29 protein-coding genes are annotated in these 25,418 nt (G+C 63.4%); 20 read left to right on the forward strand and 9 right to left on the reverse strand.

Translation table 11 applies throughout. The features are described from left to right. Positions 1-69 precede the first annotated feature (69 nt). Positions 70-702 carry a scavenger receptor class F, member 2 gene (locus ACR0JN_RS13015; RefSeq protein ID WP_480886123.1) on the reverse strand — a complete coding sequence of 211 codons (633 nt, stop codon included), beginning with the start codon at positions 700-702 and terminating at the stop codon, positions 70-72. Between the two features lie 73 nt (positions 703-775). On the opposite strand from ACR0JN_RS13015, the gene ACR0JN_RS13020 reads away from it, so the two are divergent. From ACR0JN_RS13020 to ACR0JN_RS13045, 6 genes are all read left to right on the forward strand, one after another. Further along, positions 776-1,543 carry a uracil-DNA glycosylase gene (locus ACR0JN_RS13020; protein ID WP_480886440.1) on the forward strand — a complete coding sequence of 256 codons (768 nt, stop codon included), beginning with the start codon at positions 776-778 and terminating at the stop codon, positions 1,541-1,543. Continuing rightward, entirely contained in the window at positions 1,540-2,139 is a 600-nt protein-coding gene (locus ACR0JN_RS13025; RefSeq protein WP_480886125.1) for a metallophosphoesterase family protein, read from the forward strand. Before ACR0JN_RS13020 ends, ACR0JN_RS13025 begins: the two co-directional genes overlap by 4 nt. Next, positions 2,136-2,756, forward strand: a complete 621-nt coding sequence (locus ACR0JN_RS13030; protein WP_480886127.1) for a LysE family translocator — start codon at positions 2,136-2,138, stop codon at positions 2,754-2,756. Before ACR0JN_RS13025 ends, ACR0JN_RS13030 begins: the two co-directional genes overlap by 4 nt. A 6-nt stretch (positions 2,757-2,762) precedes the next feature. Next, positions 2,763-3,305: a molybdenum cofactor biosynthesis protein B gene (gene moaB, locus ACR0JN_RS13035; protein WP_480817701.1), complete on the forward strand. Its 543-nt coding sequence runs from the start codon at positions 2,763-2,765 to the stop codon at positions 3,303-3,305. A gap of 106 nt (positions 3,306-3,411) precedes the next feature. Then, positions 3,412-4,866, forward strand: coding sequence for an efflux RND transporter periplasmic adaptor subunit (locus ACR0JN_RS13040; protein WP_480886128.1), 1,455 nt, complete (start codon positions 3,412-3,414; stop codon positions 4,864-4,866). 5 nt (positions 4,867-4,871) lie between these two features. Beyond that, entirely contained in the window at positions 4,872-8,273 is a 3,402-nt protein-coding gene (locus tag ACR0JN_RS13045) for an efflux RND transporter permease subunit (protein WP_480886129.1), read from the forward strand. Here the strand turns inward: ACR0JN_RS13045 and ACR0JN_RS13050 are convergent. Both ACR0JN_RS13050 and ACR0JN_RS13055 read right to left on the reverse strand, forming a co-directional pair. Further along, positions 8,270-8,686, reverse strand: coding sequence for an NUDIX hydrolase (locus ACR0JN_RS13050; protein ID WP_480886130.1), 417 nt, complete (start codon positions 8,684-8,686; stop codon positions 8,270-8,272). The two genes, ACR0JN_RS13045 and ACR0JN_RS13050, sit on opposite strands and share 4 nt — an antisense overlap. A gap of 4 nt (positions 8,687-8,690) precedes the next feature. Beyond that, positions 8,691-9,503: a protein-disulfide reductase DsbD domain-containing protein gene (locus tag ACR0JN_RS13055; protein WP_480886132.1), complete on the reverse strand. Its 813-nt coding sequence runs from the start codon at positions 9,501-9,503 to the stop codon at positions 8,691-8,693. Between the two features lie 145 nt (positions 9,504-9,648). Between ACR0JN_RS13055 and ACR0JN_RS13060 the strand changes: the two genes are divergently transcribed. Continuing rightward, positions 9,649-10,203: a YqgE/AlgH family protein gene (locus ACR0JN_RS13060; RefSeq protein ID WP_480886133.1), complete on the forward strand. Its 555-nt coding sequence runs from the start codon at positions 9,649-9,651 to the stop codon at positions 10,201-10,203. On the opposite strand, the gene ACR0JN_RS13065 is transcribed toward ACR0JN_RS13060, so the two are convergent. Continuing rightward, complete coding sequence (locus tag ACR0JN_RS13065; RefSeq protein WP_480886135.1) at positions 10,204-11,154, reverse strand: L-threonylcarbamoyladenylate synthase; 951 nt, start codon at positions 11,152-11,154, stop codon at positions 10,204-10,206. It lies immediately after the preceding gene. A 139-nt stretch (positions 11,155-11,293) separates the two neighbouring features. Here ACR0JN_RS13065 and ACR0JN_RS13070 point away from each other — a divergent pair, with 139 nt between their 5' ends. The 7 genes from ACR0JN_RS13070 to ACR0JN_RS13100 all read left to right on the forward strand — a co-directional run bounded on the left by ACR0JN_RS13070 (position 11,294) and on the right by ACR0JN_RS13100 (position 17,794). Continuing rightward, the gene (locus ACR0JN_RS13070) at positions 11,294-12,997 is read left to right on the forward strand and encodes an acyl-CoA dehydrogenase (RefSeq protein WP_480886137.1); all 1,704 of its coding nucleotides are present in this window, start codon (positions 11,294-11,296) and stop codon (positions 12,995-12,997) included. Further along, positions 12,997-14,043, forward strand: coding sequence for an MBL fold metallo-hydrolase (locus ACR0JN_RS13075; protein WP_480886443.1), 1,047 nt, complete (start codon positions 12,997-12,999; stop codon positions 14,041-14,043). The genes ACR0JN_RS13070 and ACR0JN_RS13075 overlap by 1 nt, the downstream gene beginning before the upstream one ends. Positions 14,044-14,047: 4 nt before the next feature. Then, positions 14,048-14,500 carry a DUF6173 family protein gene (locus ACR0JN_RS13080; RefSeq protein WP_480886138.1) on the forward strand — a complete coding sequence of 151 codons (453 nt, stop codon included), beginning with the start codon at positions 14,048-14,050 and terminating at the stop codon, positions 14,498-14,500. Between the two features lie 57 nt (positions 14,501-14,557). Beyond that, positions 14,558-16,396 carry a glycerophosphodiester phosphodiesterase family protein gene (locus tag ACR0JN_RS13085; RefSeq protein ID WP_480886140.1) on the forward strand — a complete coding sequence of 613 codons (1,839 nt, stop codon included), beginning with the start codon at positions 14,558-14,560 and terminating at the stop codon, positions 16,394-16,396. Continuing rightward, positions 16,383-16,943, forward strand: a complete 561-nt coding sequence (locus ACR0JN_RS13090) for a hypothetical protein (RefSeq protein WP_480886141.1) — start codon at positions 16,383-16,385, stop codon at positions 16,941-16,943. Before ACR0JN_RS13085 ends, ACR0JN_RS13090 begins: the two co-directional genes overlap by 14 nt. A 68-nt stretch (positions 16,944-17,011) precedes the next feature. Then, on the forward strand, positions 17,012-17,146 hold the full coding sequence (locus tag ACR0JN_RS13095) for an aa3-type cytochrome c oxidase subunit IV (RefSeq protein WP_480817690.1): 135 nt from the start codon (positions 17,012-17,014) through the stop codon (positions 17,144-17,146). 18 nt (positions 17,147-17,164) lie between these two features. Then, positions 17,165-17,794 carry a hypothetical protein gene (locus ACR0JN_RS13100; protein ID WP_480886143.1) on the forward strand — a complete coding sequence of 210 codons (630 nt, stop codon included), beginning with the start codon at positions 17,165-17,167 and terminating at the stop codon, positions 17,792-17,794. Here the strand turns inward: ACR0JN_RS13100 and ACR0JN_RS13105 are convergent. Then, complete coding sequence (locus ACR0JN_RS13105; protein WP_480817688.1) at positions 17,783-18,115, reverse strand: AzlD domain-containing protein; 333 nt, start codon at positions 18,113-18,115, stop codon at positions 17,783-17,785. The genes ACR0JN_RS13100 and ACR0JN_RS13105 overlap by 12 nt on opposite strands. After that, complete coding sequence (locus tag ACR0JN_RS13110; protein ID WP_480886144.1) at positions 18,112-18,822, reverse strand: AzlC family ABC transporter permease; 711 nt, start codon at positions 18,820-18,822, stop codon at positions 18,112-18,114. Before ACR0JN_RS13110 ends, ACR0JN_RS13105 begins: the two co-directional genes overlap by 4 nt. 49 nt (positions 18,823-18,871) lie before the next feature. On the opposite strand from ACR0JN_RS13110, the gene ACR0JN_RS13115 reads away from it, so the two are divergent. From ACR0JN_RS13115 to ACR0JN_RS13140, 6 genes are read left to right on the forward strand one after another with little or no spacing between them, the layout of a single operon-like run. Beyond that, positions 18,872-19,759, forward strand: a complete 888-nt coding sequence (locus tag ACR0JN_RS13115) for a formate dehydrogenase accessory sulfurtransferase FdhD (protein WP_480886445.1) — start codon at positions 18,872-18,874, stop codon at positions 19,757-19,759. After that, on the forward strand, positions 19,756-20,283 hold the full coding sequence (locus ACR0JN_RS13120; RefSeq protein WP_480886146.1) for a hypothetical protein: 528 nt from the start codon (positions 19,756-19,758) through the stop codon (positions 20,281-20,283). The genes ACR0JN_RS13115 and ACR0JN_RS13120 overlap by 4 nt, the downstream gene beginning before the upstream one ends. A 2-nt stretch (positions 20,284-20,285) precedes the next feature. After that, a complete protein-coding gene (gene mobA, locus ACR0JN_RS13125) occupies positions 20,286-20,930 on the forward strand; it encodes a molybdenum cofactor guanylyltransferase MobA (RefSeq protein ID WP_480886148.1) in 645 nt (214 codons plus the stop codon). Beyond that, complete coding sequence (mobB, locus tag ACR0JN_RS13130) at positions 20,927-21,418, forward strand: molybdopterin-guanine dinucleotide biosynthesis protein B (RefSeq protein ID WP_480886150.1); 492 nt, start codon at positions 20,927-20,929, stop codon at positions 21,416-21,418. The genes mobA and mobB overlap by 4 nt, the downstream gene beginning before the upstream one ends. Continuing rightward, positions 21,415-22,680, forward strand: coding sequence for a molybdopterin-binding protein (locus ACR0JN_RS13135; protein WP_480886152.1), 1,266 nt, complete (start codon positions 21,415-21,417; stop codon positions 22,678-22,680). The genes mobB and ACR0JN_RS13135 overlap by 4 nt, the downstream gene beginning before the upstream one ends. Before the next feature lie 8 nt (positions 22,681-22,688). After that, positions 22,689-23,270, forward strand: a complete 582-nt coding sequence (locus ACR0JN_RS13140) for a GNAT family N-acetyltransferase (RefSeq protein ID WP_480886154.1) — start codon at positions 22,689-22,691, stop codon at positions 23,268-23,270. Here ACR0JN_RS13140 and ACR0JN_RS13145 read toward each other — a convergent pair. The 3 genes from ACR0JN_RS13145 to ACR0JN_RS13155 form a co-directional block, all read right to left on the reverse strand. After that, positions 23,267-24,259 carry a hypothetical protein gene (locus tag ACR0JN_RS13145; protein WP_480886156.1) on the reverse strand — a complete coding sequence of 331 codons (993 nt, stop codon included), beginning with the start codon at positions 24,257-24,259 and terminating at the stop codon, positions 23,267-23,269. The genes ACR0JN_RS13140 and ACR0JN_RS13145 overlap by 4 nt on opposite strands. A 15-nt stretch (positions 24,260-24,274) precedes the next feature. Next, a complete protein-coding gene (gene greA, locus ACR0JN_RS13150) occupies positions 24,275-24,745 on the reverse strand; it encodes a transcription elongation factor GreA (RefSeq protein WP_480886158.1) in 471 nt (156 codons plus the stop codon). Between the two features lie 235 nt (positions 24,746-24,980). Continuing rightward, entirely contained in the window at positions 24,981-25,361 is a 381-nt protein-coding gene (locus tag ACR0JN_RS13155) for a VOC family protein (protein ID WP_480886159.1), read from the reverse strand. Positions 25,362-25,418 lie beyond the last annotated feature (57 nt).

Genomic DNA, 25,418 nt, shown 5'->3' on the forward strand with positions numbered 1-25,418 from the left:
GGCTCCTGTCTGACAATCGGCCCGCTTATAGGAAGCTGTGCGGGCAGACGCAACACGGGGAACAGGGCCCTAGGGCAATATCGCGCACCCCCCTTCGGGCAGGCATTGTTCGCCCGGTTTGCACCACTTGCCATAGCCGCAATCGATGGCCTTGACGGGCACGCATCCCCGATTGCGCGAGCACTTGAATCCGGGCCTGCATTGCGAGCCGGTTTTCTCGCACAGGAACCAGCCCGGGCGCGAACAACCGCCCTGCGGCAGGCAATATGTACCCGAGACACAGCTGCGCCCGTCGGCGCATTGCGTCGGTAGGTTGAAGCCGGGTGAGGGGGTGGGGTCGAATTCGGGCGAGACCGGTTCGCACTCGCCCCGCCCGTTGCAGAAGCTGCCGCCCGGACAGTCGAGGCGCGAGCGGCATTTGTTCGCACCAATCGGGGCGCAGCGGGTGCCCCCTGCGACGCAGCGTTCGAACGGCCCGCAACTGCGCCCGCCGCCGCAATAGGTGCCGCCCAGCGGGATGCAGTGGTTGTCGAAACTGCACCTCTGCCCGCCGGAACAGCAGCGGCTGCCGCAGGCGAACTGACCGCCGCGGCACTGGTCGCGTTGGTTGTTAAACTGGGCAAACCCGGGTTGGCCGCTGGTGACGGCAAATAGCAGTCCGATCAGAAGGAATCGCAAGCCTGACAACATGAATGTGCCCATGGTCGGTGCGACCCGGTGCCATGGCAAGGTCTATTCGCTTTCCCTCGGTCAAAAGGTGGTTAGATTGAACGGCATGGAATCGGCTTTGGATTATCATACTGCGCGGGCGCTGCTGGAGTGGCAGATCGAACTGGGCGTCACCGATGCCATCGGCGATGTGCCGGTGGACCGTTACGCGCTGCCCGACACGTCGCCAAAGCCCAAGAAACCGCAGCCTGCGCAGGCGGCGCCGGTGAAGCCGCAGCAGGTCGATCCGGTTGCGGTGGCGCAGCAGGCGGCGCGCGGGGCGGGCTCGCTGGATCAGTTGCGCGCGGCGATGGATGCGTTCGCGCATTGCGAGTTGAAAAAGGGCGCGCGGCAGTTGGTCTTTGCCGACGGCACGCCCGGCGCGCGGGTGATGATCATAGGCGAGGCTCCGGGCCGGGATGAGGACCGCGAGGGCAAGCCCTTTGTGGGCCGTGCCGGGCAGTTGCTGGACCGGATGTTGGCGGCGATTGATCTGGATCGGAGCGAAAACGTGTATATAGCCAATGTTCTGCCGTGGCGGCCACCGCAGAACCGCGACCCCAAACCAGAAGAGATCGGCATGATGAAGCCGTTTCTGGACCGTCATGTGGCGCTGGCCAAGCCCGAGGTTCTGGTGGTGATGGGAAATATCTCGTGCCAGGCGGTGCTGGGCAAACGTGGCATCACGCGGTTGCGCGGGCAGTGGGATCAGGCGCTGGACCTGCCAGTGATCCCGATGTTCCATCCCGCGTACTTGTTGCGCCAACCTCAGATGAAACGACAAGCCTGGGCCGATCTGCTTGAACTGCGGGCACGTCTGGGGGCAAAGGGGTGAAGATTCTGGCCTTCTCCGACCTTCACATGGCGCGCAATCGGGCTGCTGATCTGGTTGCCGCCAGTGCCGAGGCTGATCTGGTGATCGGGGCCGGGGATTACTGCAACATGCGGCAGGGGCTGGACGAAGCGATGGCGATGCTGTCCGGCATCTCGGCCCCGCTGGTGCTGGTGCCGGGCAACGCCGAAAGCGCCGGGGAGCTGGCCGACGCCGCGCCCGAAGGCGTGCATGTGCTGCACGGCACCGGGATGGCCATCGGTGATCTGCGCCTGTTCGGTCTGGGATATGGTGTGCCCGTCACGCCCTTCGGCGATTGGTCCTGTGACCTGACCGAGGCCGAGGCCACCGAAATGCTGGATCGCTGCGACGGTGCCGATATCCTGATCGTTCACTCCCCGCCCAAAGGGCATGGCGATAGCACCTCGCAGGGTCAGTCCGTTGGCTCGGTCGCCGTGCGCGACGCGGTGGAACGGATACAACCTGCGTTCGTGTTTTGCGGCCATATTCATGACAGTTGGGGCTATCGCGGCACGCTGGGGCGCACACAAATTGCCAATCTTGGCCCCAAGGTCCAGTGGTTCGAGGTCCCCTCATGATCGAAACGGTAACGCTGCTGGCCTTTGTGCCAGCCGCAATGGCGCTGAATTTCACCCCCGGCGCGGATATGATGTTCTGTTTCGGGCAAGGCCTGCGGTCCGGCGCGAAACCGGCGCTGGTGGCCAGCGCAGGAGTCTCGGCGGGGTTGATGATCCACGTTCTGCTGGCCGGATTGGGGCTGGGCGCGGCGGTATCCGCGCTGCCATGGCTGTTCGATGTGATCCGTTGGATGGGCGTGGCTTACCTGCTGTATCTGGCCTGGGGCGCGATCCGGAACGGGGCCATGCCCGGCGACGCGCCTGCGAAACCGGCGCGCTTTGCCTTCCGCGACGGGCTGGTGGTCAATCTGACCAACCCCAAGGTGATCCTGTTCGTACTTGCCTTCATCCCGCAATTCGTCGACCCATCCATCGGGCCGATCCTGCCGCAGTTTCTGATCTTCGGCGTGATGATTGCACTGGGCGGGTTTGTCGTGAACGGATTGGTCGGAATATTTGCAGGCGGGGCCGGGCGGGTGCTGATTTCGAACCCCCGCGCCTCGCGGATCATGGGCTGGGTCACGGGGGGCATCTTTGCTGCCCTTGCGATCCGGCTGGCCATTATGGAAAGGGCCTGACGAAAGATGTCGCGCATTGACGAAAACACTGACTTCATTCCGGTTCGGATCGCCGTTCTGACCGTGTCCGACACCCGCTCGCTGGACGAAGACCGCTCGGGCCAGACGCTGGTGGACCGGATCGAACGCGCGGGGCATTCCGTGGCCGACCGCAAGATCATCCGGGACGAACGCGATCAGATCGCAGATCAGCTAAGGGCCTGGATCGCGGACCCCGACATTGACGTGGTAATCTCGACCGGCGGGACCGGGCTGACCGGGCGCGACGTGACGGTCGAGGCCCATCGCGACGTCTATGAAAAGGAAATCGAGGCGTTCGGAACTGTGTTCACCATCCTCTCGATGGAGAAAATCGGCACGTCCGCCGTGCAGTCCCGCGCCACCGGTGGCGTGGCAGGCGGCACCTATCTGTTCGCCCTGCCCGGCAGCCCCGGTGCCTGCAAGGACGCCTGGGACGGGATTTTGGAGAAACAATTCGATTACCGCCACCGTCCCTGCAATTTCGTGGAAATAATGCCCAGATTGGACGAACACCTGCGACGGAAGTAGACTGGTCCTACGTTCAACATCTTATAACCGCTTTGTGGCTTGGCATATTTCACGGTCCGGCTACATTTTGTGGAAGGCAGCCTGTTGCAACCGGGGTTAATGGTTTATGCGATTCTTGCGGCAAAGTCTTGTCGGTGTGTTTCTGGCGTCTCTGACGCTGGCGCTGCTATTTGTTGCGGCGCAGATGATCCTTGGGGCCGTGCAGGATGTGCTGACCCGCGAGGATAAGCCGCCCGCGGCGCGGGAACGGGTTTTTGCCGTCACCGTCAAAGCCGCCGAGTTGGAAACCGTCACCCCCCATCTTGAAGCCTTTGGCGAGGTGCAAAGCCGCCGCCGTTTGGAACTGCGCGCGGCGCTGGGGGGCCGTGTGGTCGCGCTGGCCGATGATTTCGAGGATGGCGGCACGGTCACGGCGGGCGAGGTTCTGGTCGAGCTTGATCCGGCAGACGCGCAATCCGCGTTGGATCGGGCAAAATCCGATCTTCTGGACGCGCAGTTTGAAGAACGCGACGCCGAACGGTCGCTGTTGCTGGCACAGGACGAATTGAAATCCGCCGAGGCGCAGGCCGAACTGCGCCAGCGCGCCCTGCAGCGGCAACGTGATCTGGAATCGCGTGGGGTTGGGGCAACGGCCAGCGTGGAAGAGGCCGAACTGGCCGTTGCGGTCGCCGAACAATCGGTGCTGGCCCGCAGGATTTCTCTGGCGCAGGCGGAATCCCGTGTCGATCAGGCGACGACCCTGTTGGCCCGCGCACGGATTGCACTTGAAGCCGCCGAACGGGACCTTGGGGACATGACCATCATGGCGGGGTTCGGCGGCACGCTGACCGATGTGACTCTGGTCGAAGGGCGGCTGGTTTCGGCGAATGAAAAACTGGCAGAACTGGTGGACCCGGACGCGCTCGAGGTCGCCTTTCGAGTGTCGACCGCGCAGTTCGTGCGGCTTCTGGACTCGGACGGCGCGCTGATCAACGCGCCCGTCACCATCTCGCTCGAGGTCACCGGCACCGACCTGACCGCCACCGGGCGTATCAGCCGCGACAGCGGCTCGGCAGGTGAGGGGCAGACCGGGCGGTTGGTCTATGCCCGTCTCGACAGCGCGCCGGGATTCAAGCCGGGGGATTTCGTGACGGTTACCGTGGAAGAGCAACCTTTGGACGCGGTAGTGCGCCTGCCATCCTCGGTGCTGGATGCCTCGGGCACGGTTCTGGTGCTGGGCGCGGACGACCGGCTTGAGGTTCTGCCCGTGACCCTGATCCGCAGGCAGGGTGACGAGGTTCTGTTGCGCGGCGAAGGGCTGGAAGGGCGCGAGGTCGTGATCGGTCGCACGCCGCTGTTGGGAACAGGCATCCGCGTGCGTCCGCTGCGGACCGAGGCCAATGCCGGTGCTGACCCGGATATGGTCGAACTGTCAGACGAACGCCGCGCCGCGCTGGTGGCGCAGGTCGAGGCCAGCGAGCGGATGCCGCAGGACGTCAAAGCGCGGATGCTGGGACAGTTGGAGGAGGCCAAGGTGCCCGCATCTCTGGTCCGCACCATTGAAAACCGGGCCGGGGGCTAGGCGCCATGATGCGCGAAATCCCCGGCGCGGCGGGCGGCATCCTCAGCTACTTCACCCGGCACCGCACCGTCGCCAACCTGTTGTTGCTGGTAATGCTGGTGCTGGGGGCCGCGGCCATCCCCAACATGCGGGCGCAGTTCTTTCCCGATGTCATTCTGGAAGAGGTCAACATCAACGTTGAATGGGACGGCGCGGGCCCCGAGGATGTCGATAGTGGTGTCGTCCAGTTGCTGGAACCTGCCCTGCTGGCGGTCGAAGGCGTGGCCTATTCCTATGCGACCTCGCGAGAAGGCTCGGCCGAGATCAGCCTGGAATTCGAACCCAACTGGGACATGTCTCGCGCGGTGGAAGACATCCGCACCGCGGTCGATGGCATAACCGACCTTCCCGATGACGTGGAAGAACCGACCATCCGCCGCCGCGCATGGCGCGATCGCGTGACGGATGTGGTGATCGCGGGGCCAGTCGCACCGGACCAGTTGGCCAAGTACACGGACGAGTTGATAAACCGCCTGTTTGACGCCGGCGTCACCCGCACCACGATCCGGGGCGTGGCCGCGCCGCGCGTTGTGGTCGAAGTGCCGACCGCGCAATTGATCGCCAACGATATTGCGCTGTCCGAGATCGCCTCGGCCATTGCTGCCGAAGTGAATGCCAGCCCGGCGGGGGATGTCTCAGGTGCCAATGCCCGCATCCGGACCGGCGCGGAAAAGCGCACCCCGGAAGAGATCGAAGGCATTGCCCTGCGCAACTTTGCCGATGGCTCGAAGCTGTTCATCCGGGATGTCGCGCAGATTCATGTCGAAGGGGTGACCCGCAACCGCAGCTATTTTGTCGGCGACAACCCGGCCATGTCGATCCGGGTTGACCGCTCGAACGGGGGGGATGCCATCGCGATTCAGCGGGCGGTCGAGGATGTGGTGGTCGACATGCAGGCCAGCCTGCCCGAAGGGGTGACGCTGGAACTCATCCGCACCCGTGCGCAGGCAATCACCGACCGACTTAACATCCTGATCGACAACGGGCTGATGGGGCTGGGTCTGGTTGTTTGCCTGCTGTTCCTGTTCCTGAATGCGCGCATCGCGTTCTGGGTGGCCGCCGGGATTCCCGTGGCTATGTCAGCGGCAATTGCCTTCATGTATATTGGCGGATTGTCGATCAACATGGTGTCGCTGTTCGGGCTGATCATCACCCTTGGCATCGTTGTCGATGATGCGATTGTGGTGGGCGAACACGCGGATTTCCGGGCGCGTCGATTGGGCGAACCGCCGGTGGTCGCCGCCGAACGCGCCGCCCGTCGCATGGCGATGCCGGTCTTTGCCGCGACGATCACGACGGTGATCGCCTTCTTTGGCCTGACGCTGGTCGGCGGCCGGTTTGGTGAGTTGATCCGCGACATCCCCTATACCGTGATCGCGGTGCTGATCGCCTCGCTGATCGAGTGTTTCCTGATCCTGCCCAACCACATGGCCCATGCCATCGCGCATTCCGCGAAAGAGCATTGGTATGACTGGCCCAACCGGGTGGTGAACCGGGGCTTCCGTTGGGTGCGCGATCACCTGTTCCGCCCACTCATCGGTTGGGTTGTCTGGGCGCGGTATGTCGTGGTGGCGATGATGGTGGTCATACTGGCCAGTCAGGTCGCGCTGTTTATCCGGGGCGACGTGAACTGGCGGTTCTTCAACGCGCCCGAGCGCGGCTCGGTCACCGGCAATTTCATCATGGTCGAGGGCTCGACCCGCGCCGACACGCTGGACATGATGCGGCAATTGCAGCGCGCGACCGAAGAGCTGGGGCAGATCTACGAAGAGCGCCATGGCCGCAATCCTATCGACTATGTGCTGGCCGAGGTCGGCGGCAGCGCCGGGTTTGGCCTGTCGGCGGCCGATGGCAAGGATTCCGACCTTCTGGGCGGCATTTCCATCGAACTGATCGACGCCGATCTGCGCCCCTATTCCAGTTTCGAATTTGTGGCCGAACTGCAGGAATTCGTGCCGCGCCATCCCAAGGTCGAACTGCTCAGCTTCCGGGGCTGGCGCTCTGGTCCGGGGGGCGACGCCATTGATGTCGAATTTTCCGGCGCGGATGTGAACACGCTGAAAGCCGCGTCCGAGGACCTGCAGGCCGAGTTGCTGAAATACCCCGAGGTGTCGGCGCTGGAAGACAATCTGGCCTATGACAAGGAAGAGTTTACCCTGGACCTGACCGCGCAGGGCGAGGCGCTTGGGTTCCGCATCGAAACGCTGGGCCGGGTGTTGCGCGACCGCCTGAACGGGATTGAGGCCGCAACCTTCCCCGATGGTCCGCGCAGCGCCGAGATTCGCGTGGAACTGCCCGAGGGCGAATTGACCGCCGACTTCCTTGAGCGGACCCTGATGCGCTCACCCGACGGGGTCTATGTGCCATTGGCCGATCTGGTCTCGGTCGAGCGCGAGGCAGGCTTTTCCACCGTTCGCCGCGAAAACGGTCTGCGGGTGATTTCGGTGAATGGCGATATCTCCGAGGACAACCCCGCCCGCGCCGCAGAAATCGAACGCGCCCTGAACGAGGTGATCCTGCCCAACATCGCCGCCGAACGTCAGGTCGAATGGCGCATGTCCGGCCTGAGCGAGCAGGAGGACGAGTTCCTGTCCGAGGCCCGCACCGGCCTGATCCTGTGCCTGACCGGCATCTATCTGGTGCTGGCCTGGGTCTTCGCCAGTTGGAGCCGGCCGCTGGTTGTCATGGCGATCATCCCGTTCGGGCTGGTCGGGGCCATCTGGGGCCACTACATCTGGGAGGTGCCGCTGAGCATGTTCACGGTCGTGGGCCTGTTGGGCATGAGCGGGATCATCATCAACGACTCGATCGTTCTGGTGACAACAATTGACGCCTATCAGAAAGAGCGCGGCCTTGTGCCCTCGATTGTTGAAGGCACCGCGGACAGGTTGCGGCCCGTGATGCTGACCACGCTGACCACGGTGCTGGGCCTGACGCCGCTGCTCTATGAAGGCTCACAGCAGGCGCAGTTCCTGAAACCGACCGTGATCACGCTGGTCTATGGTCTGGGCTTCGGGATGTTGCTGGTCCTGATCCTCGTGCCCGCGCTTCTGGCCATACTCAACGATGTCTCGCGCCCGATGACCGCCATGCGCCGCGCAATGCGGGCGCCGGACCGGGTGGTGCAGGGATCGCTGGCCGCGACGGCGCTGGCGTTGCTGCTGTGGTTCGGGGTGACGATGCTGTGGCCACTGATCACCGGAGCACCGGTTGACGTTCTGTCGGGGTTCTATGCCGAGGAAGACGGTATGGCCGTTTTGCAAATGGGACTGGGTGCGTTCCTTGCGGGCGCGATCCCGATTGTGATTGTCAGCGTGTTTGCATCAGGTCTGCTCTATACCCGCCTTCGGGGCCGCGCGGGGGCTTAATCCGCCAGGGCCCGTTCCAGCAGGTCAGGGACCCGCGCGCTCATCGGCAGGTCCCAGCGCCGGATTTGGTCGATGGGAAACCAGCGGGCATCCAATGCATCATCGCCGGCAACAGGCGCGCCACTTTCATATCGGCAGGCGACCCCCACCAGCAGATAGTGGGAGGTGACCTGACCCGCATCGTCAGATCGCAGCAAATCCAGATTGTCGAGGTAATGCGTGGCAGTCGCCGTGACCGAGGTTTCCTCAAGCAACTCCCGCTGCGCGGCCTGCAGGACAGTCTCGCCCCATTCCACATGGCCACCGGGAAAGCCCCATAGCCCGGCATCGGGCTGTTTGCTGCGCTGCACCAGCAATACCTGACCCCGGTGCAGAACAACGGCCAGGGCGCCAATCTTGGGGGTTTGGCTCATACAGTCAGCCTGCTGTGCAGCCCCGAATATCCACCGCGTGTTCCGATCCCAGCACGGTGATGCGAATCTCGGACCGGTCCAGCGCGAAGGGCGCGCCCGAAGCGCTGATGATCTCGGACCGCGCGATCAGCGTATCGCCGCGCCGTTCCGTTTCAGGTTGCGAGGCCCAGAGCACCGGGTTGCCCGGTTCGATCACCGCAACCTCACGCCCGCCTGCGGATGGCATGGTCACGCGGGCCTCGATCTGCATGCCGTCCTGCGTTGCACTCAGATGGCAACTGGCCTGCCTCACCTGCGCCTCGCGGGCTGAGAAGGGGCGTTGCGCCAGGGCTGCGGCAATGGCCGGGTTGCGTCCGGCCTCGGCGTCCAGCGTGTGATCGAAACCCAGACGCTCGGGAATGCAGACATCCTTGCAGACACCCAGATCCATCTCGCCGCGCAAGCGCACGGGTTTGGCCGGGTTCCTGGGTGTGATCTCGACCGGCAGCACCAGTTGATCCTCGTACCCGATCGATTGCAGGCCGTTCTGGTTGAAGATATCCGGGGCAGGCCAGGTGATCGACACGTCGCCAACATTGCCCGACCCGCTCCAGTCGAATTCGGGCGGGATACCGGCGTCGCCGGGCGCGCGCCAATAGGTTTTCCAGCCGTCTTTCAGGGTCAGCCGAAGCGCCCCCAGATAGGTGCCGTTTGCGGTGCGGCCGCCATCCAGAATGTCCAGTTGCACAACGCCGTCCAGCCCCTGCGCCGACGCGGGTGCGGCAAAAGCGAAACAGGCCGTCAGCGCGGCGGCGGTGGTGTGCAGCAATGTTTTCATATCCCATAAATGCGCGGTCCGGCCCCGGATTCCAAGTCACGTTCCGGTCACTTGAATGAAATCTGCCGAAATATCCGCTGCTCCCTTGCCAATTCCGGTGCCGCAGGGTCATTGTTGAGGGGAGTCTAAGAATGAGATGCCCCCAATGGACCTGACCGGAAAACTGTTGATTGCGATGCCCGGCATGGGCGATCCGCGATTCGATCACTCGGTCGTCTATATCTGCAGCCATGGCGATGACGGGGCGATGGGGCTGATTATCAACAAACCCTCGGATTTGCGGATCAAAACCCTGTTGGGGCAGTTGAACATCGCCTGCCGGATTCCGGTGGTGGGCGAGCGGCTTGTGCATTTCGGCGGCCCGGTCGAGATGTCGCGTGGCTTTGTCCTGCACAGCGCGGATTATGAGGCGAACCTGCATTCGATGCAGATTTCCGACGATTTCAGCATGACCGCTACGCTGGACGTGTTGGAGGATCTGGCTGCAGGGCGCGGGCCGCTGAACTCGATGCTGACGCTGGGCTATTCCGGCTGGGGGCCCGGCCAGTTAGAGGATGAGATCGCGATGAACGGCTGGCTGACCGCCGAGGCAAGCTCGAAGCTGGTGTTCGACGTCCCCGACGATGACAAGTGGGAGGCCGCTTTGGCCACGCTTGGCGTCGATCCCCTGACCCTGTCCGCCAGCGCAGGGCGCGCCTGATCAGCCGTCGCGCGGCGCGGCGGCGCGGCGCAGACGGTCATTGATCGCGGCACCCAAACCATGATCGGGGATCGGTGCCACCGCAATCGGGCGACCCGTTGCGTTCAGGCTGTGCAGGGCCGCGAACAGGTTTGCCGCCGCCTCGGGCAGATCGCCTTCTACTGACAGGTTGAGGTCGCAATCGACCGGGCCAAAGCCCAGCAGAACCTCATCCCCCTGCCGGGTTTCCGCGTTCAGCCGGACGGGCGCGTCGGGGGCGTAATGCGATTGCAACTGCCCCGGTGCCGTCAGCAGGTCCCCCGGCTGATGCGCATGCAGGCGCGCGCCCAGAACGTCTTCGATCTGCTCCAGCGCCACGCCGCCGGGGCGCAGCAAGGCGGGCTCTCCGGCCAATCCGACGATGGTGGATTCCAGCCCGACGCCACAGGGTCCGTCATCCAGAATGGCGGCGATCCGCCCGCCCAACCCAGCGCGGACATGATCAGCTGTGGTGGGGCTGATCTGGCCCGACGGGTTGGCGGAGGGGGCGGCCACCGGGCCGTCAAAATCCGCCAACAGCGCGCGGGCCGTGGGGTGAGCAGGCACCCGAACCGCCAGCGTCTCGAGCCCCGCTGTCACCAGCGAGGACACGCCATGCCCGTCGCGCAAGGGAAGAACCAGCGTCAGGGGGCCGGGCCAGAAGGCCGCCGCCAGCGCCTCGGCTTGATCCGACCATTGCACGAAGCGTTGTGCCGCCTGAACCGAGGCCACATGGGCGATCAGCGGGTTGAAACTGGGCCGCCCCTTGGCCGCGTAAATCCCGGCCACGGCCTGCCCGTTGCGGGCATCGCCGCCCAGCCCGTAGACCGTCTCGGTCGGGAAGGCGACCAGCAGGCCCTGCCGCAGCAGATCGGCCGCGCGGGCAATACCGCCCGGATCGGCAGAGAGGTCGAGAGTACCGGTCAGGTTCATGGATCGTGACGCCGCGTTTTGGTTGCCTGCACCTTGGGGAAGGGTAGGTAATGGTTCCAAGCCCAAGTGCATACCGGTGCTGGCCGACGATTCCAAGCCCGTCTGCGCGACCCAATCAGACCGTCTTTTGAGGGAAGTCATGCCATACCGCGCCCCAATCTCAGACTATGAATTCCTGTTCCGCAACGTGGTGGGCTTCGATCAGATCGCCGCCACCGACAAGTTCGCCGATGCCACCCCGGACGTGGTCAGCGCGATCCTGACCGAGGCTGGAAAGCTGTCGGAAGAGGTTCTGGCCCCCCTGCAGCGCCCCGGCGATCTGGAACCGGCGCGGCTGGAAAACGGTATCTTGCGCACCTCTCCCGGCTATGCCGAGGGGTGGAAGGCCATCGCCGAAGGCGGCTGGATCGGGATCAATGGCGATCCGCAATATGGCGGTATGGGGTTGCCCGTCTCGGTCACGACGGCGGTCAATGAGATGTTTGCCGGTGCCTGCCTGTCGCTGCAACTGGCCCCGTTGATGACCCAAGGGCAGATCGAGGCGCTGGAACATCATGCCAGCGACGCGCTGAAAGAGCTGTATATCCCCAAGATGATGGCGGGCGACTGGTCCGGCACCATGAACCTGACCGAGGCGCAGGCGGGCTCGGATGTCGGCGCGCTGGCCTCGCGGGCCGAACCCAACGGGGATGGCACTTACGCGGTGACGGGGCAGAAGATATTCATTTCGTGGGGCGATAACGATTTCGCCGAAAATGTCTGCCATCTGGTGCTGGCGCGCCTGCCGGATGGCGTGCCGGGAACCAAGGGGATTTCGTTGTTTCTGGTGCCCAAGTTCATCCCGGATGAAAACGGCAATCCCGGTGGTGCAAATGACCTGAAGGTTGTCTCGCTGGAACACAAGATGGGCCTGCACGGCTCTCCGACCTGTGTAATGCAGTATGACGGGGCCAAAGGCTGGCTTGTCGGCGAGGAACATGGCGGCATGGCAGCGATGTTCACGATGATGAACAACGCCCGTCTTGGGGTCGGCGGTCAGGGGGTTGGCGTGGCCGAAGGGGCCTATCAGCACGCGCTGGCCTATGCGACCGAGCGCAAGCAGGGCAAGACCGCATCGGGCACGATCATCGACCATGCGGATGTGCGCCGGATGGTGCTTGAGATGCGCGCCGATACATTTGCGGCCCGCGCGATCCTGATGGCCAACGCGGTGGCCATCGACATGGCACAGGCCACCGGCGATGCCGATTGGGTGGCGCGCGCGGCGCTTCTAACGCCGATCGGAAAGACCTTCGGGTCCGAGACCGGCATTCGTGTCTCCGAGACCGGGATGCAGGTGCATGGCGGCATGGGCTATGTCGAGGAAACCGGGGCCGCGCAATTCTGCCGCGACGTTCGCGTCACTGCGATTTACGAGGGCACCACCGGCATTCAGGCGATGGACCTTGTGGGTCGCAAGATGATGGACGGGGGCGAGGCGGCCTCGCGCCTGTTGGACGAGATCGAAGATCATGCCGAGCAGGCCCGTGCCACCATGCCCGACCTCGCCGGTCCGGTTTGGGAAGCGACCGAGTCGCTGCGCGAGGCGACCGAATGGCTGGTTGCCCGGGACGATCTGAACGACCGCTTTGCCGGTGCGGCGGCCTATCTTCGCGCCTTTGCTCGGGTGTTGGGCGGGCATTACCATCTGGTCTCGGCGCTGGCCGACCCGGACGGTCCGCGCGCAAAACTGGCGCGGTTCTATATCAACGCCCTGCTGCCCGAATATTCCGGTCTGCTGGCACAGGCGCAGACCGGGGCGGGGGACCTTTTTGCACTCAGCCCCGATGAGCTAGTCGCGTGATGGACGGCGTGGAGCCCGCAACGATCCGATATCCGTGGCCCGAAGCACCCTCGGGCGCCGAGGCGGTTGAGGTTGCCAAGGGCGTGCTGTGGATGCGGCTGCCTTTGCCAATGGCGCTGGATCACGTGAACATCTATGCGCTGGATGATGGCGATGGTTGGACGGTGATTGATACCGGCATTTCGACCAAAAAGACCCGAGGTTTGTGGGAACAACTGCTCTCTGGCCCGCTGGCTGGCAAACCGGTGAACCGCGTGGTGATTACCCATCACCATCCGGATCACGTGGGCAATGCCGGGTGGTTTCAGTCCGAACATGGGGCCGAACTGGTGGCTAGCCGCACCGCCTGGCTGTTTGCGCGAATGCTGACGCTGGATGTGCAGGAAAGCTGGCCGCAGGAGACGCTGGATTTCTATTGCGGTGCGGGCATGGACGTTGAGATTCTGGCCAAACGGATGGCCGACCGGCCCTTCAATTTTGCCGATACCGTCTATCCGATGCCGCTGGGCTTTACCCGGATCAAACAGGGTGATGTGATCCGCATGGGCGGGCGTGACTGGGATGTCCATATGGGCAACGGCCACGCGCCCGAACACGCGACCTTCTGGAGCCGCGACGACCATCTGGTGTTGACCGGCGACCAGATCCTCAGCTCAATCAGCCCCAATCTGGGTGTTTATGCGACCGAGCCGCTGGCCGATCCGGTCTCGGGCTGGCTGGAAGCCTGCGAGCGGCTGAAGCTGCTGGCGCGCGACGATCATCTGGTTCTGGGCGGCCACAAACTGCCTTTCACCGGGCTGCCCCTGCGGATGCAGCAACTGATCGACAATCACCACGGGGCGCTGGCGCGCCTGCTGGACGATCTGGACCGTCCCAAAACGGCGTCCGACTGCTTCCTGCCGCTGTTCAAACGCACCATCAGCGAAGGCGAATATGGGCTGGCGCTGGTCGAAGCGGTTGCACACCTGAACCATCTCTACCACATTGGGTCTGTCACCCGGACGCAGCGCGCGGACGGGGCGTGGGAATTTCAGCGCAAAGGGTAACGCGATGCAGGACCAGATCGAAACCTCGGCCGAGGCCGCCGAAGCCGCCGCCCTGCCACGCTGTTACGAGGTTCATGCCAACCCCGACGCGGAATCCGGTGCCAAGAACCTGCCCGGCCCGCTGCAAAAGCCCGTCGAAACCAAAAGCCCGGCCCAATGGGCCTATGAACGCCTGATCCTTTATATCCAGAACTTTGAGAAGACCCTGGATGCCGATCATGAGGTTGCCATGGGCTTCACCGGCGGCGATGCAGGCGTCATGCGGATCGAGGGGATGGGGTATTTCGACCCCGACGTTATCACCTTCTATGGGTCCGACGGGTCCGGTGCACGGACGCAACTGGTGCAACATGTCACCCAGTTGAACGTGATGCTGCGCGCCTTGCCCAAATCGGTCGAGGACAAGCCCGCCAACCGCATCGGCTTTCGTCTGGCCGCGGATCTGGAAGAAAGCTGACTTGCAATTCACGCTTTCGCAGCCTTGAATGAGTGAACCATTCAGGAGGCCGCGCGCGTGACCACTTTCTCAGCCGTTACAACTGCCTATGCCCGCGCCTGGAGACGGCGTTGGGTGTTTGTGCCCATCTACCTCGCCGTGCGCCTGCTGCTGATCGCGCTGATTGCGCCCGGTGTGGCGGCGGCGGTCAATCTGGCGGTGTCGCTGTCGGACCAGACGGCGCTGACGGATCAGGACATCGCGATGTTCATCCTGTCGCCGGTAGGCTTTGTTGCGGCCATCGTGGTGCTCAGCCTGTTTCTGCTGGCCGAGGTCTTTGTCTTCTCGGTCATGGCCGGATCGCTGAGGATGGGCGAATCCGATCCCTGGCGCGCGGGCAGTGCCGCTATCGGTCTGATCCTGTCGCGTCTGCCTGCACTCTTTGGCTTTGCGGCGCGGTTCATCCTGCGGGTGCTTCTGCTGGCGCTGCCGTTTCTGGCGGTTGCGGGGCTGATCGCGTGGTGGACGCTGACCGAATATGACATCAACTATTACCTGACCTTCCACCCGCCCGCCTTCTTGGTCGCGGTTGGCCTGATCGGAGCCGTGGCGCTGGTGATGGCCTGGGTGCTGATCCGCAGGCTCTCGGCTTGGGCGCTGGGTCTGCATCTGGTGCTGTTCGAAACCATCCACCCGGCCCATGCCTTCAACATCAGCGCCCAGCGGATGGAGGGCAAGCGCGGTCGTCTTAAGGTCCAACTGGTTCTGTGGCTGATCCTGCGCTTTGTCATTGCTGCCGCGATCGCGTGGATCGCCGGGCTGCTATTTGCCCTCGTACCGCTGCAGGGGGCCAGCCATCTGCGGCTGGCGCTGATTTACAGCTTGCTGGTTGCGGGCCTGTGGTCTCTGGCCGGGCTGGTTCTGGCGGCTACGGCACTGGGGGCGCTGGCGGTGCTGTTGGACCGGTACTTCGAGATCAGGACGGAAGAGCCTCCGCACCCCGAGCCGGGGCGCTTGGGGGTTCCTTTGGTCGTAGCGGTCGGGCTGGCGCTGGGCGCGCTGGTGATCGGCGGGGTGTTCAGCCATCAATTGCTGGAACGCGTGCAGGCCCCCGACCACGCAGAGGTCATCGGCCATCGCGGCGCGGCGGCTCTGCGGCCGGAAAATACCATGGCCTCGGTCCTGAAAGCCATTGAGGACGGTGCCGACTGGGTCGAGATTGACGTGCAGGAAACGGCGGACGATGTGGTCATCGTCGCCCATGACAGTGATTTCATGAAGCTGGCCGGGGTGAACCTCAAGGTCTGGGACGCCACGATGGAGGATGTGGCCGAGATCGACATCGGCAGTTGGTTCGGCCCGGAATACGCCGACGAACGCACGCCCACATTGCGCGAAGTGCTTGAGGCCGCCAAGGGCCGTGCCAAGGTGATCATCGAACTGAAATACTATGGCCATGATGTCGATCTGGAAAACCGCGTTGCCGCGCTGGTCGAGGAACTGGGCATGCAGGAAGACATTGCCACCATGTCGCTGAAATACCCCGCAGTGCAAAAGATGAAGACGATCCGCCCCGACTGGCGCGCGGGCGTTCTGGCGGCCACCGCCGTGGGCGATCTGTCGGGTCTGGAGGGCGATTTCGTGGCGGTGAACGCCGCAACCGTGTCGCCGGGGTTGATCCGGCAGGTGCATGACGCGGGCAAGGACATTTACGTCTGGACGGTGAACGACCCGCTGCAGATGTCGGCCATGGCCTCGATGGGTGTTGACGGGCTGATCACCGATCGCCCCGCCATGGCCAACGAAGTTCTGCGCGTGCGCGCCCAGATGGGCCCGGCCGAGCGGCTGTTGCTGTGGCTCGCCACCACATTCGGCCTGCAGGTCGATACCGAGGCGATGCGCGATGAAAGCCCCTAGGCTGGCGCTGTTCTTGGTCGCGCTGTCTGCCCCAGCATCGGCGCAGGATCTGATGCGCGGTGTCGAGATGCCCGCCCACCGAGCCCTGATCGCGCAGCGGGGCGAGACCGAACTGACGCCGTTCGAAACCGACGGCTGCTCGGGCGGCCTGTCCGCCAGTTGGCGCTGGGTCGCCGACACTTTCCCGCAGATCAAAGAGCTGTTTCAGGCCCACCCGCCGTGGGAGGGCTGCTGCGTGACCCACGACCGCGCCTATCATAACGCAGGCGGGGCAACTCGCGCGGTTGACAGTTACGATGCCCGCCTGTCCGCCGACGAAACTCTGCGCTCCTGCGTCAGAGCTCATGGGGAAACCCATGCGGATGAATATGCCACCCGCTACGATATGACCCCCGACCAGATTCGCAACGTGCACGCGCTGACGGCCGATGCGCTGTACGGAGCGGTACGGTTCGGCGGCGGCCCCTGCAGCGGTCTGCCCTGGCGGTGGGGGTTCGGTTATCCCGGATGCTCGGTCTTTGGCGAACGCGCCCCTGCGCGCGAATGACGTGGTGACAGGCCCCGGATTTTCCATTATCCAACAGATCAAACACGCGAATTAGGAATCTTCGACTCATGGCTGAACACAAGCACGGCGAAATGGACATCACGGTTCAAACAAAAACCTTCAATGGCTTCGTCAAGGCCACAACATGGTGCGTGGTGGCAATCGCCTTCCTGTGCCTGTTCCTGGCGGTTTTCGCCTCCTAAGCCGAAGCGGGGGCAGCCGTGTTTCGCATCCTGATCGCCTGCCTTCTGGCGGCCACGCTAGCAGGCTGCGCGGGCTCGAACCGTCCGCAGGCGGATCAGTCTGAAATTGTGGCCCGATCTTACCGCGATCCCGGCCCCTCGACCCTGACGCTTTATACGATGATCAACACGCGCACCGGTTCGGGTGCGCACACGTCGTTGATGATCGGCGGCAGCGAGCGGGTGATCTTTGACCCCGCAGGCTCGTTCCAGGCGGATGTTGTGCCGATGAAGGATGACGTCCTCTACGGTATCACCCCGGCGGTCGAGCGTGCCTATCGCAGCGCCCATGCGCGCGAGACGCATTATGCCCGCATCCAGACCATCGAAGTGACACCGCAGCAGGCCGAGATCGCGCTGCAACTGGCGAAACAGTCGGGGCCGGTTGCCGGGGCCTACTGCGCAAACTCCACCGCACGCCTCTTGCAGCAGGTGCCGGGGTTTGAAGAGATCGATGTGACCTTCTACCCGGTCAAACTGTCCGAACAATTCGGCCAGCTTCCCGGCGTGGTGACCGAGGACTACCGCGAGAACGACGATGCGGACCTGCAAAAGGGTTTGGCGGCGAACAACGCGCGGCTCAATCAGCTGGTTGCGTCAGCCCAATAGATACAGCAGCCCGTAAAGCGTGGCGGCCCCGCTGAAGATCGCCGCCAGCACGTTCTTGGTGACATACCCCACTGTCAAAGCCACCGCCGCTGCAGCCATGCGCGGCAGGTCCGGCTGCCCTTCGGTGGCCGAGGGCCAGACGACCAGCGGCGCGATCAGCGCGGGAATGATTGCCACAGCAGTATAGCGCAGATGGCGCAGCAGCCAGGGCGGCATTGGGCGGTCTCCGACCAGACCGATAAAGGTAAACCGCAGGGCGTAGCTGCCAATCGCGAGACCGGCGATGACGATCCACATGGTGGTCGGGTCGATCTTGCTCATATCTTTCGCCGCTCCAGCATCAGTTCAGCCTGTGCACCTGTGACCATGCCTGCTGCGCCTGCGATCAGCAGGCCCAGATTGAACGGCACGCCAACGGTCAACAGCGCGACAAAGATGGCGACCAGAGCCGCTATGACATGGGCCAGCGTCCGCATCATCGGACCGATCATGGACAGAAAGGTGATCGGCAGCGCGAAGTCCAGCGCCCAGCTTTCCGGGATTTGTGTTCCCAGAACGGCCCCCAGATAGGTGGCGATTATCCAAAGTGGTGTGATCGGTGTGACCGCGCCGAAGAAATAGGCCATGCGCTGCGGCACGGTCATGTCAGGCTCTTTTTCGAACCGCACGATGGAGCTGGCGTAAGACTGGTCCACAATCAGATAGGCAGCGCAAGCCCGCTGCCACAGCGGCGCGGCCCCCAGATAAGGTGTCAGCGAGGCCGAATACATCGCCACCCGCAAATTCACCGCCAGCGCCGAGATCAACACGATTACCGTGGGCGTGTTGTCTTGCAAAAGCTGCAAGGCGGTGAATTGCGCGGCCCCGGCAAACACGGTGGCCGAAAACGCCACGGTCTGGACGACGTTCAACCCGGCCTCGGTCGCGAAGACGCCGAACAGCAAGCCAAAGGGGATGGCCACGAAGACAAACGGCGTGCCGTCGCGAAAACCCTTCCAGAAGTATGACTTGGATGTGGCGGAGGCCATGGCTAAATCCTATGGTGATCGCAGCAGCAGTAGCGGTCTTGGGAAAGGGTTGCAATTGGCCACGGAACTGGATGTCTCGGATTACCTCATCGCCCCCGATCCCGGCGCGGCCCGTCTGACCCGCGCGGTGGAAGGCGTGGACCAAAATGGCGAGATCAGCCAGATCTCGGTGGTCGAGGAACGCCCGCTGACGATTTTCCTGAACGCGCAGGAAATCGTGACCGCGATGACCATTGGCGATTACCCTGAATATCTGGCGCTGGGGTTCCTGCGCAATCAGGGCATGTTGCTGGCGGATGATGACATCACGCGCGTCGACTATGACGACGATCTGGAAACCGTGGTCGTGCGCACCGCGCGCGAGACTTCGTACGAGGACAAGCTAAAGAAAAAGACCCGCACCAGCGGCTGCGCTGTGGGCACGGTATTCGGCGACATGATGGAGGGGCTCGAGGATGTACGCCTGCCGCAAACGCAGGTGCGGACCTCGTGGCTCTATGATCTGGCGGCCAAGATCAACCGCACCCCGTCGCTGTACCTTGAGGCCGGGGCGATCCATGGCACAGTGCTCTGCCGTGAAAATCGCCCGCTTGTGTATATGGAAGACGTGGGCCGCCACAATGCCGTCGACAAGATCGCAGGCTGGATGTTGTCCGAGGGGGAAGGGGCAGAGGACAAGATCCTCTATACCACGGGCCGTCTGACATCCGAGATGGTGATCAAAACGGCGATGATGGGCATCCCGGTTCTCGCCTCACGCTCGGGCTTCACCGCATGGGGCGTCGAAATCGCGCGCGAGGTTGGCCTGACCCTGATCGGCCGGATGCGTGGCCAGCGGTTCGTCTGTCTGTCGGGCGAGGATCGGCTGCTGCGCGATATCGACCCGGCGAGCGTGGCGGTTGAGGATAAGAAACATCGGCGGAAGAGCGCGGGATGATTTTGGACACGCTTTACATCCTTACTCTTGTTGTTGTGTTGATAGGCATCTTCCCAACTTACTATTTGTTTGTGCGCGGTTTTGGGCGCAGCAGACGCGCAGTTGTTGAAGGTATGGCTGAATTGGACAACGACGTGCTCAACCAGTTGGGATGGACGCCAAGGGAATATATCGGGGTCTTCGATTTGGGTGCTCCGTTTCGATTGGGCTGGCAAGCGTGGGGTTTGATGACGCAGCAGCAAAATATGGCGCTTCAACGGGTTATTTTGCGCGGGCTGCCCGAGGTTGCAGGTTTATCCGACGAAACTCAAAGAGCAACACGCCGGTATCGGCGCTTTATGTTGGTCATTGGTATTTTTGTTGTGCTCTTCTTTATTCCGTCTTTCATCGGTTTGAGCCGCTCGATCGCAGAAGTCACAGGAACGCCCACAGGACTATGGTACGCTCTGTTTTGTGTCTGCATCCTCATCTGCGCTTTTCTGCCCACTGAGAAATTCCAGAAATGGCCGGAAGTTGAGGTCTAAGGATGACCAAACCTCTCGGCATCATCCTTGCAGGCGGTCTGGCCACCCGGATGGGCGGGGGCGACAAGGGGCTGCTGCAAATCGGCGGTCAAAGCCTGCTGCGCCATGTGATTGACCGCTTGGCTCCGCAGGTTGATGGTCTGGCGCTGAACGCCAATGGCGATCACGCGAGGTTTTCCGATCTGAACTTGCCAGTGATCGCGGATTCGATTGACGGGTTCGCGGGTCCTTTGGCCGGTGTGCTGGCCGGGCTGGACTGGGCGGCTGAACAAGGGGCCGACTGTATCGTCACCGCCGCCGCCGACACGCCGTTCTTTCCGCACGATCTGGTGGCTCGACTGCAGGAGGCCGCCCAAGGACAGACCTATCCGCTGGTGCTGGCGACGACCCCGCGCACTGGGGACGAGGCGCTGAAATCCGGTGGCGGCAAGCGGGTCAACCGGCACCCGACCTTTGGCCTCTGGCCCGTGGCGCTTCGTGATGACTTGCGCGCGGCCTTAGACGATGGGCTGCGCAAGGTGGTGCTGTGGACCGACCGGCATGACGGGCGCGAGGCGCTGTTTCAGGCCCAGCCGTTCGATCCGTTCTTCAACGTCAACACGCCCGCCGATCTGGAACGGGCACAAAGGCTGCTGGAGCAGGCATGAGGGTTTACGGCGTCACCGGCTGGAAAAACGCGGGCAAAACCGGGCTGATGGAACGTCTGGTGACCGAGATCACCGGTCGCGGCCTCTCGGTCTCGACCGTCAAACACGCGCATCATGCGGTCGATGTGGACCAGCCCGGCACCGACAGCTACCGCCACCGCACGGCGGGCGCGTCCGAGGTGCTGCTGGCCTCGGGCCAGCGCGTGGCGCTGATGCAGGAGTTGCGGGGGGCGCCAGAACCGCCATTGGATACGCTGCTGGCGCGGCTGTCTCCGGTCGATCTGGTGCTGATCGAAGGCTTCAAACGCGAAGGCCACCCCAAGGTCGAGGCGTTTCGCGCCGAAGCCGCAAACCCGCTGATTGCGGGTGGTGATGCGACGGTCCGCGCTGTGGCCAGCGACACGCCGCTGGATGTGGACATCCCGGTTTTTGATCTGAACGACACCGCCGCCATTGCGGATTTCATCCTGAAGGAGGTCGGATTATGAGCACACCTGACATTGCCCCGCCACCGCTGCGCAACGATTGTTTCGCTCTGCCCGCGGGGGTGAACTGGACCCCGGTGGATGACGCGCTGGCTCTGCTGCGCGACAGGCTCAGCGTGGTGACGGGTGTTGAGACGGTCGCGTTGTCGCAGGCCACCGGCCGGGTGCTGGCTGCGGATGTGATCGCGAAACGGTCAAACCCGCCGCTGCCCAATAGCGCCGTGGACGGGTACGGTTTTGCCGGGCGCGCGCCTGAAGGCGCGCAGGTGATGCCGCTGGCCGAGGGGCGCGCGGCTGCAGGCGTCCCGTTTGACGGTGAGGTTCCCGCAGGCTTCGCGCTGCGGGTGCTGACTGGCGCGGCGCTGCCTGCCGGGGTGGATACGGTTATTCTCGAAGAAGACGTGACCCTGAAAGACGGGCATATCGCCTTTAACGGGCCGCTGAAACAAGGCGCAAACGCTCGCGATGCCGGGGAAGACGTGGCCGAGGGCGACACCGCGCTGCCCGCCGGGCGGCGTCTGACCCCCGCCGATCTGGCCCTGCTCTCGGCCATTGGTGTGGCAGAGGTTTCGGTGCGCAAACCGTTGCGCGTGGCGGTTCTGTCCACTGGGGACGAGTTGATTGAGCCGGGGGATGTCGCCGGGCCGGGGCAGATTTATGACGCCAACCGGCCCATGCTGTTGTCTCTGGTGGAGCGCATGGGATTTGTTCCGGTCGATATGGGCCGGGTGGCCGATGATCGCGAGGTCCTGCGGGTGCGGCTGGATGCGGCGGCTGAACAAGCGGATGTTGTCCTGACCAGCGGTGGTGCTTCGGCAGGGGATGAGGACCACGTCTCGGCCCTGTTGCGGCAGGCCGGGGCGATGCAGGAATGGCGCATCGCGCTGAAACCGGGCCGTCCCTTAGCGCTTGGCCTGTGGGCGGGTACGCCGGTCTTTGGCCTGCCGGGCAATCCAGTGGCGGCCTTGGTGTGCACTCTTATCTTTGCCCGCCCGGCACTGGGCCTGATGTCGGGCGAAGGCTGGTCGGAACCGCAGGCGTTCGACGTTCCGGCGGCGTTTGAGAAACGCAAAAAGCCGGGGCGGCGGGAATACCTGCGGGCGCGCATCCGCGATGGTCGGGCCGAGGTGTTTCATTCCGAAGGCTCGGGCCGGATCAGCGGCCTCAGCTGGGCCGAGGGGCTGGTGGAAATCGAAGACGGCGCGCGGGATATCAGGCCCGGCGACATGGTGCGGTTTTTGCCCTACGGCAGTTTCGGTCTGTGACGGTCACCGTGTCGCGCGGCTTCAGCCCGGCGGAACTGCCTTTGGCGGCGAGCCTGTTTTGGCAAGCGTTTTCCGCCAAGCTGAACCGGGTGATGGGGCCGGATGAAAAGGGTATCGCCTTCTTTGCGCGCGCCCTGAATCCCGACTTCGCGCTGGTTGCGCGCGATGCGGAAGGCAGGATGCTGGGACTGGCGGGGTTCAAAACCCGCGAGGGCGGGTTGGCCGGAGGCAGCATGTCCGATCTGGCGGGCGTCTACGGCTGGTTTGGCGCGTTATGGCGCGCATTGGTTCTGAGCATTCTGGAGCGTGATCTGCAGCCCGGCGTTTTCCAAATGGACGGCATCTTTGTTGCGGCAGAGGCGCGCGGGCAGGGGGTGGGCACAGCTCTGTTGGCCGCCATCAAGGACGAGGCCCGCCGGTCTGGGGCGACGCAAGTACATCTGGACGTGATCGACAGCAACCCTCGCGCACGTGCGCTCTATGAGCGCGAGGGGTTCCGGGCCATCGGTCAGGAACAGACCGGCCCGTTTCGGCATGTTTTCGGCTTTAGCAGCGCCACCAAGATGAGTTGGACAGTTACGCCGGACTAGTCGAAGGTTCCGGCCACACGCCCCAGCAGCATGAAGGCGCGGGCGGTTCGGGTCTCACCCAGTGCGGTCAGTTCGCTGTCGCTGGCTCCCGGCTCGAACTCGACAATCATGTTGTCGAAGCGGCGCAGAAAGTGATGCGCGGCGTCGCGAAAGATCGGGTCCTGTTTCATCCGCGCCGCCGTCAGCGCCAGTGAAGACCGATCGCGGATACCCCCAAGCGCTGCAATCGACCGGCCCCGCGCGCCTTGGGCGAACTGACGCCAGATCTCGGGCCGGGCCATGTCAGGGCGCAGGTCGTCCATATAGATGCCTTCCTGACTGAGCAGCGTCAGAACATCTTGCGAGGCCTGCACCAGTTGCGCGGCCTTCCGGTCCTTCAACGCCATTCGCAGGGCGTTGAAGCCTTCGGTGTCGTTCTCGGTCTCGGGGAAATTCATCGCCCGGATGAAGATACCGGTGGTCAGCGGCGGCGCGATTTCTTCGGCCGGGGTTCCAAGCTCCAGCGAGGTCTGGTCGTCCGGCGCAGCGGCCCGTGCGCCTGCGGCCACCGGCTCACCACGCTTGGTCGAAAACGTCGCCAGCGCGCTTTCGGTCTTTTTCGTAGCGGCAGCGATTTCGTCCAGCTTTTTGGTCACGGCCGGCTCGGACGTGCTGGCGGCGCGGTGTTGCTGGACGACATAGGCTTGCCGGATCGCATCGATGGCGGTCTGCAGCCGCGCGCTTTCCTCACGCATCACGCGGCTGGCGCGCATGGCGGTGGCGGCGACCCAGATCATCGCTACCGGCATGAAGACGGCCAGAAAGGACACGACGAATCCGCCCTGCCCCTGACCGGGCAAGACCAGAAACACGACCGACACGACCAGCCAGATCACGCTTAGCACCAGCGCCGCGATCTCGATCCCGGTCACGCTGGATTGTTTGGGACGATCATAGATGCCCAATGAGGTTGGCCGTTCGCTTTCCGGGTCTGGGTTGGGCCCCGACATGACAGGCGCTCCGGGTCAGGCGTATTCGATATTCAGAACTTCATAGGACCGTACGCCGCCGGGTGTGCGCACCTCGACACTATCGCCTTCGTCCTTGCCGATCAGGGCGCGGGCCATGGGCGATTTGACGTTCAGCAGGCCGTTTTCGATATTGGCCTCGTATTCGCCGACAATCTGCCAGGTCTTTTCTTCGTCGGTGTCTTCATCGACCAGCGTCACCTTCGCCCCGAACTTGATCGCGCCGGACAGCTTGGAGGGGTCGATCACATCGGCCAGCGACAGGATGCCTTCCAGTTCCTTGATGCGGCCTTCGATAAAGCCCTGCTTTTCCCGGGCCGAGTGATACTCGGCGTTTTCCTTCAAATCACCCAGTTCCCGGGCGGTTGCAATCGCTTCGATGATCGCCGGGCGCTCGACGGATTTGAGGTTCTTCAGCTCCGCCTCGAGCGCGGCATTGCCCGCAGGCGTCATTGGAATTTTTTCCATACTCTTGTCGTCCACGCATAAATTGAGCCGCCCCGCCGCATGGAAAGCGTCGGGGCGAAAGATGGGTTGCTGAATACCTGACCCAAATGGCGTGGGAATTGCAAGAGGCGACAAGACCCCGCCTGTTCAATTCGCGATTTAGCGCCGTCTTGGCGGCGGCGGAGGTCGCCTGTGGCGGTGCCCCATCAGATCACCGCGCCGCCATCTGTGCGCCTCGGTTCCGAGCCAGAGCATCTCAATTATATTGAACCACCTCGAACTCGATGCCGTTGTCATCGTCGAAATAGAACCGCTTGCCCGGTTCATAATCAGCGTGGTTATGCGGCGTGAACCCGGCCTCGCGGACTTTGGTTTCAGTTGCGTCGATATCCTCGACCAGAACGCCCACATGGTTCAGCCCGCCGACGATGTCATAGCTGCTTTCGCCTGCCGGTTTCGGGTTCTCTGGCGCGTAGAGCGCCAGATAGGTATGCGCGCTGCCCACATGCACGGTGTAGCCGCCCGTGATGGCAGGGCCTTCCCAGCGGGTTTTCCAGCCAAAGACCTTCTCCATCCACGCGGCCGAGGCCTTGGGGTCGCGGACCGTGAAATTGGTATGTTCAAGCATCGCCATCATGGGGTCTCCTTTGCGAATTGAGGCTTGTTTCGACTCACCGTAGTTTCTAAACCTAAC

Source organism: Ruegeria sp. G12, from assembly GCF_056533565.1.